Annotated in this window: 8 protein-coding genes; 5 read left to right on the plus strand and 3 right to left on the minus strand. The window is 65.2% G+C overall.

Translation table 11 applies throughout. The features are described from left to right. Positions 1–24: 24 nt before the first annotated feature. The 3 genes from ZBI01S_RS06280 to ZBI01S_RS06290 all read left to right on the plus strand — a co-directional run bounded on the left by ZBI01S_RS06280 (position 25) and on the right by ZBI01S_RS06290 (position 7,865). A complete protein-coding gene (locus tag ZBI01S_RS06280) occupies positions 25–3,396 on the plus strand; it encodes an efflux RND transporter permease subunit (protein WP_066057964.1) in 3,372 nt (1,123 codons plus the stop codon). Positions 3,397–3,841: 445 nt separating this feature from the next. Next, entirely contained in the window at positions 3,842–5,488 is a 1,647-nt protein-coding gene (locus tag ZBI01S_RS06285; protein ID WP_066057967.1) for a DEAD/DEAH box helicase, read from the plus strand. A 214-nt stretch (positions 5,489–5,702) separates the two neighbouring features. Further along, positions 5,703–7,865, plus strand: a complete 2,163-nt coding sequence (locus ZBI01S_RS06290; RefSeq protein ID WP_083524572.1) for a lamin tail domain-containing protein — start codon at positions 5,703–5,705, stop codon at positions 7,863–7,865. A gap of 201 nt (positions 7,866–8,066) precedes the next feature. Here ZBI01S_RS06290 and ZBI01S_RS06295 read toward each other — a convergent pair whose 3' ends face one another. Genes ZBI01S_RS06295 through ZBI01S_RS06305 form a run of 3 tightly spaced genes read right to left on the minus strand, consistent with a single transcriptional unit; the run spans position 8,067 to position 11,487 of the window. Then, positions 8,067–8,972 carry an energy-coupling factor transporter transmembrane component T gene (locus tag ZBI01S_RS06295; RefSeq protein WP_083524573.1) on the minus strand — a complete coding sequence of 302 codons (906 nt, stop codon included), beginning with the start codon at positions 8,970–8,972 and terminating at the stop codon, positions 8,067–8,069. After that, positions 8,969–10,792, minus strand: coding sequence for an ABC transporter ATP-binding protein (locus ZBI01S_RS06300; RefSeq protein WP_066057972.1), 1,824 nt, complete (start codon positions 10,790–10,792; stop codon positions 8,969–8,971). Before ZBI01S_RS06300 ends, ZBI01S_RS06295 begins: the two co-directional genes overlap by 4 nt. Then, positions 10,789–11,487 carry an ECF transporter S component gene (locus ZBI01S_RS06305; RefSeq protein ID WP_159421429.1) on the minus strand — a complete coding sequence of 233 codons (699 nt, stop codon included), beginning with the start codon at positions 11,485–11,487 and terminating at the stop codon, positions 10,789–10,791. The genes ZBI01S_RS06300 and ZBI01S_RS06305 overlap by 4 nt, the downstream gene beginning before the upstream one ends. A gap of 209 nt (positions 11,488–11,696) precedes the next feature. Between ZBI01S_RS06305 and ZBI01S_RS06310 the strand changes: the two genes are divergently transcribed. Further along, positions 11,697–12,098, plus strand: a complete 402-nt coding sequence (locus ZBI01S_RS06310; protein ID WP_066057977.1) for a response regulator — start codon at positions 11,697–11,699, stop codon at positions 12,096–12,098. A 188-nt stretch (positions 12,099–12,286) separates the two neighbouring features. After that, the gene (locus tag ZBI01S_RS06315) at positions 12,287–13,204 is read left to right on the plus strand and encodes an ABC transporter ATP-binding protein (protein WP_066057980.1); all 918 of its coding nucleotides are present in this window, start codon (positions 12,287–12,289) and stop codon (positions 13,202–13,204) included.

A 13,204-nucleotide genomic window follows, 5' to 3' on the forward strand; every position in this document is an offset into this window, starting at 1 on the left:
CTTCTGGATGGCAGGATTGCTTGTATGGGCAAGCTTGCAAACCTCAGTCTCGGCAACCGCGCACTCATCGCGCTGGTGACTCTTACCATCGCGCTCTTTGGTGCTCTGACAATGGCGGGGATGAAGCAAGAACTGCTGCCCTCGATCTCACTGCCGCGGGTTTCGGTCATCACCACGTACCCGGGTGCATCGCCCGAGATTGTCGACAAGGATGTGTCGTCGAAGGTTGAGAGCGCGCTGCAGGGACTGCAGGGGCTCGAGGCGACGACAACGACCTCGAGTGCGAGCAGCTCGATCGTGGTGGCCGAGTTCGAGTTCGGTACCGACCTCGTCTACGCCGAGCAGCGGATGCAGCAGGCCATTAACCGCATCGACGCGCAGCTGCCAGATGACGCCGAGTGGAATGTGCTTTCGGGGTCGATCGATGATTTCCCGGTGCTGCAGCTTGCGGTGACCGGTGGTGATCCGACCGAGAACGCGACGCGCCTGCGCGAACAAACGCTCGGTGATCTGCGTGCGCTCGACGGTGTTCGCAGCGCCGATGTCTTCGGTGACCGCAAGGAGCGCATTGCGATCACGCTGCGTAACGATGATCTGCTCGCTAAGGGTGTCTCGCCGCAGGATGTGACGGACACGCTTGAGAACGCGGGTGTGCTGATCCCCGCGGGCCAGCTCAAAGAAGGCAAGGATGCGCTGACGGTCGAGACCGGCCAGGTGCTGAACTCGGCTGAGGACCTGGCGAAGTTGCCGATCGTCGGTGGCGGTTCGGCTGGCCAGGGTGGCGGCGCCCAGGGTGGCGCGACCCAAGACCCAGCAGCCCAAGACCCAGCAGCGCAGGACCCAGCAGCGCAGGGCACCGAAGCCGCCCCGGAAACTGGCGGCACCGCATCCGGCATCGTCACCCTCGGCGACGTCGCGGACATTAAACAAGACCTGCAGCCCGCGCAGTCGTTCTCGCGCGTCAACGGCGAAGACTCGCTGACGCTCTCGATCACCAAGCGCCCCTCGGCGAACACGGTCGAGGTGTCGGAGCTGGTGCGCGAGCAGATTCCCGCGATTGAGGATGCGCTCGGCGACGGCGTGCAGGTGCGCGTCGTTACCGACCAGGCCCCGTTCATTACGCAGTCGATCGACACGCTCGTGCAAGAAGGTCTACTCGGGCTCGGCTTCGCCGTGCTGGTGATTTTCGTGTTCCTGCTGTCGTTCCGCGCCACGCTCATCACCGCGATTTCGATTCCGGTGTCGCTGCTGGTGACGTTCATCGCGCTGTTCTTCTTGGATTACTCGCTGAACATGCTCACGCTCGCGGCGCTGACGATCGCGATCGGTCGCGTGGTCGACGACTCGATCGTGGTGGTCGAGAACATTCGCCGGCACCTGGAACTCAACCCAACCGCATCCCTGCGCGGCGGCGAACGCAAGCAGGTCATTGCCGAGGCCGTGCGCGAGGTCGCGACCGCGATTACGGCATCGACGCTCGCGACGGTGGCCGTGTTCTTGCCGGTCGTGTTCGTGGGCGACATCACCGGCGAGCTGTTCCGTCCGTTTGCGCTGACGAATTCGATCGCGCTGCTGGCATCGCTGTTCGTGGCGCTCACGATCGTGCCGGTGCTCGCGTACTGGTTCTTGGGTCGCAGCAAGGTCAAGGCGGGCAAGCACGCGGCGGTTGCATCTGATACGGCGGATGCGACGGGCACCGTTGACGAGACGGATGCGGTTGCCGAGACCGACGAAACGGTTGCGGCCGCGACGGGTGCAAGTGCATCCGCCGACACCGAAACCGAACAACCGCGCGAGCTCGAACCCGCGCCCGAGCGCGAAGCTCGAAACTGGCTGCAGCGCCTGTACGAACCGATCCTCAAGGGCGCGCTCGCAAAGTCCGCGCTCGTGCTCGTTGGTGCGGTGCTCGTGCTGGTTGGTACCGGTGCGCTCGCACCGCTCATGCAGACGAACTTCCTCGGCGCGTTTGGTCAGACCACGTTCAACCTGATGCAAAAAGTGACCCCTGGCGCATCCCTCGAAACGATGACGGATGCGGCCAAGGGCGTCGAAGACATCATTGAGCAGACCGACGGCATCGAGATCGCGCAGTCGAGCTTCGGCAGCGACCCGTCGATGGCCATGTTCGCGTCGGCCGGGCCGATGATCCGCTGGTCGATCACCACGAACGATGTGGTCGACCCCGACGCGGTGCAGAAACAGCTGCTCGACGAAATCGCCAAGCACGAAGAACTCGGCGAAGTCGCCGTGGCGCAGGGCGGCCAGTTTGATTCCGACCTGACCGTGCGCGTCGAAGCCGCGACGATGGACCAGCTGCGTGCGGCCGAAGCCCTCGCCACCGAGAAGCTCGAGACACTCGACGACGTTAAGCAGGTCACGAGCTCGCTCGACGAGACCCGCCCGTTCGTGAGCCTCGACATCGACCCCGAAAAGGCGGCGCAGCTCGGGCTCTCAGAAGGCATGATCGCGGGACAGGTTGCCCAGGCGCTGCAGCCGGTGCCGATTGGCAGCGTCATGATTCAGGGAACCTCGCTGCAGATGTACTTCGTGGGTGAGGGGGATGCGCCGGCAAGCGTTGACGAGTTGCGCAACCTTGAAATTCAGGCCGGGATGCAGATGGTGCCGCTGTCTGAGGTCGCGACGGTCGAGACGAAGGACGGCCCGGCGCAGCTCACCGCTGAATCGGGCACGCTCATCACCGAACTCACCGTCGTGAGCGACAACGAAAACCTCGGCGAACTCGGCAGCAAGGTCGAAGCCGCGCTCGATGATGTCGACTTCGCCGACGGTGCTCGCGCGTCGATGGGCGGTAGCGCCGCCGACCAGCGCAGCGCCTTCACCCAGCTCGGCTACGCGCTGCTCGCGGCCATGCTCATCACCTATATCGTGATGGTCGCGACGCTCAAGAGTCTGCTGCAGCCACTGCTGCTGATGATCTCGGTACCGTTTGCGGCAACCGGCGCGATCATCATGCAGGTCGTTTCGGGCGTGCCGCTCGGTGTCGCCTCGCTCATCGGTGTGCTGATGCTGATCGGCGTCGTGGTCACCAATGCGATCGTGCTGGTCGACCTGGTGAACCAGTACCGCGCTCACGGTCTGGATGTGCGCGACGCCACCTTTGCCGGTGCGAGTCGACGCGTGCGCCCGATTGTGATGACGGCGCTCGCGACGATTCTGGCGCTGACGCCGATGGCGACCGGCATCACCGGCCACGGTGGCGTGATCTCGCAGCCGATGGCGATCGTGGTGATCGGCGGTCTGCTCTCGTCGACGGTGCTGACGCTGATCGTGCTGCCGTCGCTGTACTTGGTGGTGGAACGTCGCCTGGCGCGTCGTGCTGCGCGCCGCGAGGCTCGGGTTGAAGCGCAATTGGTGAAGGCGGGCATGACTGAGTAGCGCGGTGTCCGGACTCGCCGCTCCCTGCAGTCTCGCCGCTCCCTGCAGCGCGGTCCTGGTGCGGAGCCCGGACGCGGAGCTCGGAGCTCCAACATGGTGCAGCTCAGCGGCGGCCGGGGTGCTGTGCACCTCCGAGGGCTGAATATTGCACCACTATGGAGATTTCCTGGGGCTGCTGATCGACCCAGCTGATCGCGCGAGCAAGGCTAGGGGTGTGCCTACCAAGGGCGATTACCAGAGCAAGGCACCGCGGCGATTAACGTGCTCAAAATCGTCGTCATAGTGCTGTGAGCGCAACATAAGCGCGATTTTGAGCAAGTTATTTGTGATGTTGATTCGTAGCCGTTGCTGCAGCGTCGCGTTTGGCAGCCGCTCGGCCCCCATCTCGTAGGCTTATTGCCGTAGCGAGCGCGCTTGCGCTCACTCGGCGAGGGGAACAAGAGACATGGCGAGATCACGCGGATACAAGGCACCGGGCAACTACGTGCCTTCTAAGAAACGCGGTGGCAAGCTTGAACGCCTCGGGCCCGGCGCTCGCCGGGGCAAGTCCGGTAGCGCAGGCGGCGACGGACAGCAGGGACGCAGTGAGGACGCACGCGGCGAGCGCGCCGGCGGCGGTCGCGCACACGCCAGCGGGGCGGAAGCCCGTGGTCGCGGCGGCGCGCGTGGGCGAGCTGACAACCCGGGTCGCGGTTCGAACGCCGACCGGCGGGCGGCGAACGCCAAGCGCGGCACCGGCCGGGGCGAGGCGGCTCGCGGCGTGCGTGCCGAACGGAACCATGCCGGGAACGGGCGGGGTGCGCAGGCACGTGGCGGTGCATCACCGGCCGGTGCGCGAACCGCCAATATCCGCAATGCCAAGCCCGAACACAAGCAATATGCCGAAACCGCACCCGCACGCCTGAACACCACCAAGATCAGCGCCGAAGCCGTTGACGGCGTCACCTTTGCCGACCTTGGACTCGACCCGCGACTCGTGGAAGCGCTCGCGGGCTTGGGTGCCGAACAGCCGTACCCGATTCAAGTCGCGACGATTCCCGACACCCTTGCCGGCCGCAACGTCCTCGGCCGCGGCCGCACCGGCTCGGGCAAGACCATCGCATTCGGCGCCGCGCTCGTGCAGCGACTGTTCCTAATGCGCGGCAGCCGCGCCCAGCAGGAAGGCCGCGCACCGGGCGCACTGATCCTGGCTCCAACCCGCGAACTCGCCGTGCAGATCGATAAGACGATCCGCCCCATGGCCCACGCGCTCGGACTCTACACCGCGCAGCTCTACGGTGGCGTGCCGCACAAGAACCAGCTCATCGCCCTCGAACGCGGCGTCGACATCGTGATCGGCACCCCCGGCCGCTGCGAAGACCTCGCCCAGCGCGGCTACCTCGACCTCAGCCACGTGATCATCACCGTGCTCGACGAAGCCGACGAGATGAGTGCCATGGGCTTCATCGACCAGGTCGAGCGCCTGCTCGATCGCACCCGCAATACCGGTCAGCGCCTGCTGTTTTCGGCAACGCTGGATGCGGATGTGCGGCAGGTCGTCGACCGTTACCTGCCCAGCCCGGTCGCGTACGAAATCGAAGACGATATGCCCACGATCGACCACCGCGTCTACATCGTGGTGCGCGACGACAAGGACGCGATCACCGCGCACCTCGCTCGCACCCCGGGCCTTGTACTGATCTTCATGCGCACCAAACTCGGTGTGGAACGCATGGTGGAAGCGTTGAAGGAACACGAGGTGCGCTCGATTCCGCTGCACGGTGACCTGTCGCAAGACAAGCGCACCGCGAACCTGCAGAAGTTCGCCACCGGCAAGGTGCAGGTGCTTGTCGCTACCGACATGGCCGCGCGCGGATTGCACGTGCCGAATGTTCGCCTGGTCGTGCAGGCGGATCCGCCAGACAAGTTCAAGACGTATCTGCACCGCGCCGGTCGCACCGGGCGCGCGGGGGAGCCGGGCACCGTGGTGACGCTCGTTGCACCGTCGCGCCGCGAGCGGATGCAGGACCTGCTCGAGTTGGCGGAGCTCGGTGATGTGCCGATGATTCCGGCCAGCCCGGGCGGTACCGAACTGGATGAGTTCGGTCGCTAGAACCGGGAGCGCCAAGCACCAGAAACGGTCAGGCACCAGGAGCGCCAAGCACCAGGCCACTCAGCAAACGAAACCGGCACCGACGCACGGGCGTTCGCCCACAGCATCCCCACCGATGCTGAAGTTTGCCTCTGGTTAACCTGTCCGTAAGGTCTGGTGCAGGCGACTCAGATTGTCTTGTCAGCGACTCGTTACATATCAAGGAGACTCGAGCATGCGACTTCGCGGATTGACGGCAGCCGTTGGCGCCGCCGCCCTACTCAGCGGCGGATTCGTATTCGCCGCCCCAGCCTTCGCCGCCCCGGTGAGTGGCACGGTGCAGATCAATGAGGCCGAGTCCAACGGTGGCACACCCGGTGACTGGATCGAGCTGCACAACACTGGCGCCGAAGCGGTTGACCTCAGCGGTTACATTCTGCGCGACAACGACGATGCGCACACCTACGTCATTCCCGACGGCACCACGATCGAGGCCGGCGGCTTCCTTGTATTTGACGAGCTCGACAAGGCCGGTAACGGTCACTTCGACTTCGGCCTCGGCAAAGAGGACACCGTTCGCTTCTACACGCCAGACGGCACGCTCGTAGACGAGCTCGCGTGGGTCGGCCACGCCGCCGACACCATCGGCATCGACCCCGCCACCGGCGAAATCGTGCCGACCGTATCGACCAAGGGTGAAGCCAACACGGCCGCGCCGGTTTCGAGCCTCGACGGCGTCGTGCTCAACGAGATCGACTCGGCTCCCGCCGATGCCGTTGAGCTCTACAACAAGGGCACCACGTCGATCGACCTCACCGGCGCGGAACTGCGCGACAACTCGAACGACCACCGCTGGCGCTTCCCCGCCGGCACCGTCATCGAACCCGACGCGTTCCTCGTGGTTGACAGCAAGTCGGCCGGCCAGGTGTTCCAGGAAGGCCAGTGGGTCGACGGCACGTTCGAGTCGGCAATCGGCATCGGTAGCGGCGACTCGATGCGCCTCATCGAGACCGAAACCGACCTCGTCATCGACGAATTCAGCTGGACCGAACACGCCTCGTACAACGGCAGCGAAGCGGATGCGACGCTCTCGCGCTGCGAAGACGGCATCGGCAAGTGGAAGATCGGTACCCCGACGCTCGGCGCCGCGAACGTTTGCGTTGCAAAGATCCCCGCACCAAACACCGACCCGCTGCCCGAACTCGGCGACGACATCACCGTTATCGACGAAACCCCGATGTTCCTCGAAGATTCCTCGGGTCTCGACTACGCCGACGGCCACCTGTGGGCGATTGACAACGGCACCGGCACGTTCTGGAAGCTCGTCGTCAACGACGACGGCACCGTAACCCCTGCCGAAGGCTGGGAATCGGGCAAGCGCATCCAGTTTGCGAAGGATGCGGGCAACCCGGATGCAAAGGGTCCCGACACCGAGGGCATCACGCTCGATGGCCAAGGCATGGTCTACGCCGCCTCCGAGCGCGACAATGCCGCCAAGGACGTGAACATGAACACGATCCTGCGCGTTGACCCAAACGCCGCCGGTCCCGACCTGCCCGCCGTAGCTGAATGGGACCTCACCGCGCAGCTGCCTGCGGTTGAAGCCAACACCGGTATTGAAGCCGTCGAGTGGGTTTCGAACGACGTTCTCGCTGGCAAGCTTGTTGACGCCAACACCGGCGCCGCATACGACCCGGCCACCTACCCCGAGGCAACCGCTGACGGTCTGTTCTTCGTTGCACTCGAAGCCAACGGTCACGTATACGCCTTTGCCCTCAACGCCGATGGCACCGCAGCACTCGTCGCTGACATCGACCCGGGACTTGGCGGCGCCATGGCGCTCGACTACGACCACCTCACCAATCAGCTCTGGGTCGTGGCCGACAACGGCTTCGAGGGCCGCATGGCCGCACTCACCTTCAACGGCGAGGCAACCCCGGCAGTCAAGCAGTACGCCGGTAGCGCGAGTATGACGAAGCTCAACAACGAAGGTTTCGCCACGGTTCCGGTCGATCAGTGCATCGACGGCAACCGCCCGGCCTACTGGTTCGAAGATGGCGTCAAGGTTGGCGCGCTGAAGCTCGGCGCCGTACCTTGCGAAATCGCCGCGGCTCCGGTCGAAAACCCGGTTGAGTCGACACCTGCAGTATCGACCGCATCCGCCGAACCTGCAGCCGCAGAAGCAGGCGACTCGAACACTGCCGAAGGCCTGGCCGAGACCGGTGCCGACAACCTCACCTGGATGCTGGTTGTTGCTGGTGCCATCGTGGTGATCGGTGGTGGCCTGTTCTTGCTCAGCCGTCGCGGTCGCCAGGACGACGAAGACGATCTGAGCGACGACACTCCGGCAGGCGACACCCCGGCAGGCAACGCAGCCGACGCCGACCCAACCGCCTAGTTCGGTAGCAACGCACACTGACCCTCGCTTCGGCGGGGGCCAGTTGCTTTCCGGGCATGGGGCACCCGTACGGATGCGGGGCGCAGGCAGGTGCGGTACCAGCGCAACGGTGTGAGACCAGTTGCTGTCGCGCCCGTTTGGTGCGGCATCAGGCCCGTACTGCACGTGTGCAGCCGGGCACCCCGCAACTCGGCACGGGAATTAACCGAGCAACACCAGCGCGGCGGCACACGCGGCCAAATAGCCCAGCGCAACGACCGCATCCAGCCACGTGGCACGCAAGCGAACGCGTTCCGTGCGCGTGGGCGCAAAACCGAACCCGCGCACATCCATCGCCAACGCCACTCGATCCGCATGGCGAAGGGATGCGGCCAGTAGCGGTACCAGCGTCGCCAGCTGGCTGCGTACCCAGCCGATTGGTCCGCGTCCGAACCCGATGCCGCGGGCGCGCTGCGCCTGTCGAATCGTGGCGAGCTCGGTGCGGAAGCGCGGCACGAAGCGGAACGCCGCCAGCCCCGCATAGCCAAGTCGGTACGGCAGGTGCAGGTGCTGCACCATCGCGCGAATCAGGTCACCGCCTGAGGTCGTTGAGCCGCCCAAGAACGACACCGCCACGAGCGCCACGAGGCGAAGCCCCGTGGCCGCGCCCTCAGCGAGCGCACCCGCATAAAAGCGCCAATCGCCAATGCGCAGCAGCTCGGGCGAATTCGCCACGAGCTCGGGGCGAATCCACACGCCAAGGGTGACGGCCAGAATCGCAACCAGCAGCGGGGCCAGTACCAATAGCAGCAGCCGCTGTCGCCAGCGCATCCGCGACCCTACGAGCACGAGCAGCAGGGTAATGCCAATAATGGCGGCCGGAATGGCGTGATTGTGCACGAAGCACAGCGCCACCAGCACCGGAATGACCATCACAAGTTTGGTGAAGGGATGCACTCGGTGCAGGAACGGCAAGCGCAGCGCGAAGGCTTCGGCTTGCGTTGCGCGGTCGAGGCGAGCGTCGATGCGGGCGATTGCGGCATCGCGCTCGGCGGTGCTGAGTTCGGTGCTGAGCTCGGTGCGGAGTTCGGCGGCGTTGAGCTTCGGCGTTACCGGTTCGCGGATCATGCGCGACCACCCGACCTACCCGCGGGCGGGGCGCCAACGAGCGCGCGCAATGCTGACATACGCGTCACCTCACGCAGCACCGCGGGAGTAGCGTCGGCCAGGCATTCGGCCAGTGGCGGCAGGCCGATGCCAAGGCGCGCGAACTCTGGCGATCGCAGCACCGTGCCCGTGGCGCCGTCGGCAATGATGCGGCCGTCGGAGATGGCAACGACGCGGTCGCAGTGGTCGGCCACGAGCTGCAGATCGTGCGTGGCGAGGATGACGGTGGTGCCATCGTCGACCAGTTCGTGCAGCATGGCCACGAGCTCGGCGGCTCGCGCGCGATCCTGCCCAAAGGTCGGTTCGTCGAGCACCAGGATGCGGGCGCCCGAGATCAGCGCGGCAGCAACCGAGAGGCGTCGCTTCTGGCCGCCGCTGAGGGTAAACGGATGCGCATCGGCCAGTTCGCGCAGATCAAACCGGTCGAGGGACGCGTCGACGCGGGCCTGGATCTCGGCGCGGTCGAGTCGCTGTGCGCGCAGCTCGATGGCAAGCTCGTCGCGCACCGTGTCGGTGAGGAACTGGTGCTCGGGGTTCTGGAACACGAACCCGAGGCGTTCGCGAAGCGCGCGTGGACGCAACGTGGCTGCATCCTGCCCCTCGAGCTGCACCGTGCCGCGCGGCGGCGGAGTAATGCCCGCGATCGCCTGCAGTAGCGTGGTTTTGCCCGCACCGTTCGGGCCGACCACGGCGGTGAGCGAGGCCGGTGGGATGCGCAGCGAGACGTTGTCGAGGCGCGTGCGGTTGCCGGTGCGCACCGTCAGCGAACGCACCTCGATGGCGGGGCAGTCGGCAGCAGGTGCCACAGGTTCGGTACGGGGCATCGAGGGGAGCCCCGCGGTGATCGAGGCCGCAGCTGCGCCCAAAAGCGTGCGCAACTGGTCGCCGTGAACCGGGAGCTGCGCATCCGCTGCCAGCCAACCGGCGTCTTGCAGCACCAGCGCCGATTCGGTGGCAACCGGCAGCCACACGCCAAGTTCGCGCAGCAGCGCAACCTGCTCGGTAAACACCTGCTGCGGGGTGCCGTGCGCGGCCATACGGCCGTCACGGTCGAGCACCAGCACGCGGTCTGCAATGCGCAGCGCCTGGTCGACATTGTGCTCCACCAGCACGATCGCCACGTCGCCGGTGGCAAGCAGTTCGGCGAGCACGTCATAGACCGCGGCGGTGGATGCCGGGTCGAGGTTGGCGGTGGGTTCGTCCAAGATCAGCACTTCGGCACCCTGTGCGAGTGCGCCGGCAATCGCCAGGCGCTGTCGCTGGCCGCCCGAAAGCGTCTCGGGGGCGTCATCGCGCCGTTCCCAAAGCCCGGTTGCGCGCAGGGCCCGAGCAACGCGGGCCTCGATTTCAGCAACCGGATGCCCAAAGTTTTCGGGTGCGAACGCGACTTCGTCGTAGACGGTACCGGCCACAATCTGCGCGTCCGCATCCTGCATTACCAGCGCGACGTGCTGCGCCGCGTGCGGCACGTCAAGCTCGGCGAGTGGCGCACCGCTGAGGGTGACGTCACCGCGAGTTTGCGCCCAGATCGCCTTGGGGATAAGCCCGGTGCAGGCCATCGCGAGTGTCGATTTGCCGCAGCCGCTCGGCCCCATGATCAGCAGCGCTTCGCCGGGCTGTACCGAGAATGAGGCTCGCACTGGAGCTGCGGCGGCCGCGCCGCGGTGCTTCACACTGAGTTCGCTAACGCGCAGACCGCGTTCGTTCGGCCGTAATGCGTTGGGCTGGGGTGCGTTGGGCCGTGGCGCGTTGTGCTGTGGTTTGGGGGTGGATGCGGTCATCGTCCGGTTGGCTGCGGTGGTTCTGGCAGCGCGCCGTCGGTTGTCGCGTCAGCGCCGTCGTCCCAATCGTCGGTCGTCGCGTCGGTTTCTGTGTCGGTCAGACCGCGAGCGACGCCGGCACGATCGAGTGCCCGTGCCAACCAGAGCGCCACGGCGGTAAACATCGGCGGCGAAATGATGAACGCGCCAACGATGATTCCTGCGGCAAGCGGCGTGAACTGCTCACCGCGCAGGATGCCGAATGCGGCGCCGGAGACGAGCAGCCCCTGGACGATGGCGGCAACGGCGAAGAGCCACGGTTTCCAAACGCGATACCGGGCGACGGCAAACGGCACCTCTTGCATCGCGCCAACGGCCAAGCTCACCACAAACGCCATGAATAGGATCGGCTGAAACGGTGCCGAGACCAATCCGGCGAGGGCCGAAGTCAGCATCGCAACGCCGGGGCGACGGAACATTGCCTGGGCGAGCGTGCCCGGCAAGAAATAGATACCCATCGTCAGGCCGTATACGAACGGCACCGTGTTGACGGCGATGCCGCCGATCAGTGCGTGGGCGGTGAAGAGCACGCCTCCGGCTACACCAATGGCCGCGCAGGTCATCAGCAGCCGGGTGCTGAGCGGTCGACCGCGTTCGAGCCGAGCGGCAGCGGCCGGTGCGCTGGACGGTTCTTGGGGCGGGATATGCGACGTCACGATACCTGCAAGTGTAGTCGCGAACGCTGCCCACGCTCTATTGGAAACCGGCGATCAACGGTGGAATTACGCGGAACGCGAGACACCGCATCCGATTGAAAATGCATATTGTGCACCGTGGGTTTCCCGTTTCGCTAACAACTCGTTACTCGCCGCCGATAGGTTTCACCCGAAAGTAGGACGACGTTCGTCCAGTAACGGAGGTTTCGTTGCAGCAAACGACTGTCGTCATGGTTGAGCCCCAGCCGCTGGTTCGCGAGGGGTTTTCGCTGATTATTTCGGCAGTCGAGGACATTCGCATCGTCGCTCAGGGCGCGTCACTCGCAGATGCGCCGACGCTCGTTGCCAGGCACCGTCCCGACGTGCTGTGCCTATCGGTGCGTCTGACTGACGGCGACGCCCGTGACGTTACCGCGACCATCCGCGAACTGCGGGAACCAGCGCCGTACATCGTGTTGTTGACGGGCCGAAAGGATGCGCCGCTCGTAGATTCGCTGCGCATCAGTGACGGCGTTCGGGTGCTGTCGAAGTACGCGCCACCAGAAGAAATCATCGAGACGATTCGTCAGGTTGGGCATTCGGTGCGCCGCAGCATGCGCGCGGCGAGTTAAGCCGGCATATTCGCGCGGTAACCGTGCATCGGCACGGGGCGTATAACCCTTGCCGGCATGTCTAAACGATTCACTCGCGACGCCGCCGGGTCAATTTCGGGTTTCACTGGGTGTGTAGACTCCGAGTGAAATCGGTTTATACGCCGCATTTTCCACCGTCCACGATCCGACAACAGAGAGACTCTCAATTGCTGCAGATCCAAGGCATTAGCCACTGGTACGGCGATCGGCAGGTCCTTGACGGCGTGACGTTCGACATCAAGCCCGGTCGTCTTACGGGGTTTGTTGGTGCGAACGGTGCCGGTAAGACCACGACGATGCGCGCCATTCTCGGCCTGATTCACCCGACCGAAGGCGTCACGCTGCTCAACGGCAAGCCCGTGACGGATCAGGACCGTGCCCGATTCGGCTACATGCCCGAAGAACGCGGCCTGTACCCCAAGATGAAGGTGCGCGAGCAGATCATCTACTTTGCTCGCCTGCACGGTGTCGAGAAGGCCGAAGCGGGCCGCCGCACCGACGAGCTCCTCGAAGTTGTGGGGCTGAGCGAACGCAAGGACGACCTGCTCGAGTCGCTGTCGCTGGGTAACCAGCAGCGCGCACAGATCTGCGTTTCGCTGGTGCACAACCCCGAGTTCTTGATTCTCGACGAGCCGTTCTCGGGTCTCGACCCGGTTGCGGTGGATGCGGTGCTCGGTGTGCTGCGCGAAGTCGCGGACCGCGGTGTGCCAGTCCTGTTCTCGTCGCACCAGCTCGACGTGGTTGAACGACTGAGCGACGACCTCGTCATCATCGCGGACGGCAAGATCCGTGCCACGGGCACGCGCGAAGAACTCCAGCGTCACCACTCGCGCGGGCTGTACCGCATCGGTGCGCAGCAGCTCGGATGGCTCGAGGGCATGACCGACGTCGAACTCGTCGCGAGCGAGAACGGTGAACAGGTCATCCGCATCCAGCTTGACCCGACGCTTGATGACGATGCCGCCGAAGCTGCAGGCGCCAAGCGCGCACAAGACGTGCTCCGCGAAGCGCTCGCGCACGGCGAGGTATCCGTATTCCAGCGCGAGCTGACGCCGCTCGTTCAGATCTTCCGTGAGGTGCGCTAG

The sequence above is a fragment of the [Zimmermannella] bifida NBRC 103089 genome, assembly GCF_001570925.1.
Lineage (GTDB): Bacteria > Actinomycetota > Actinomycetes > Actinomycetales > Microbacteriaceae > Gulosibacter > Gulosibacter bifidus.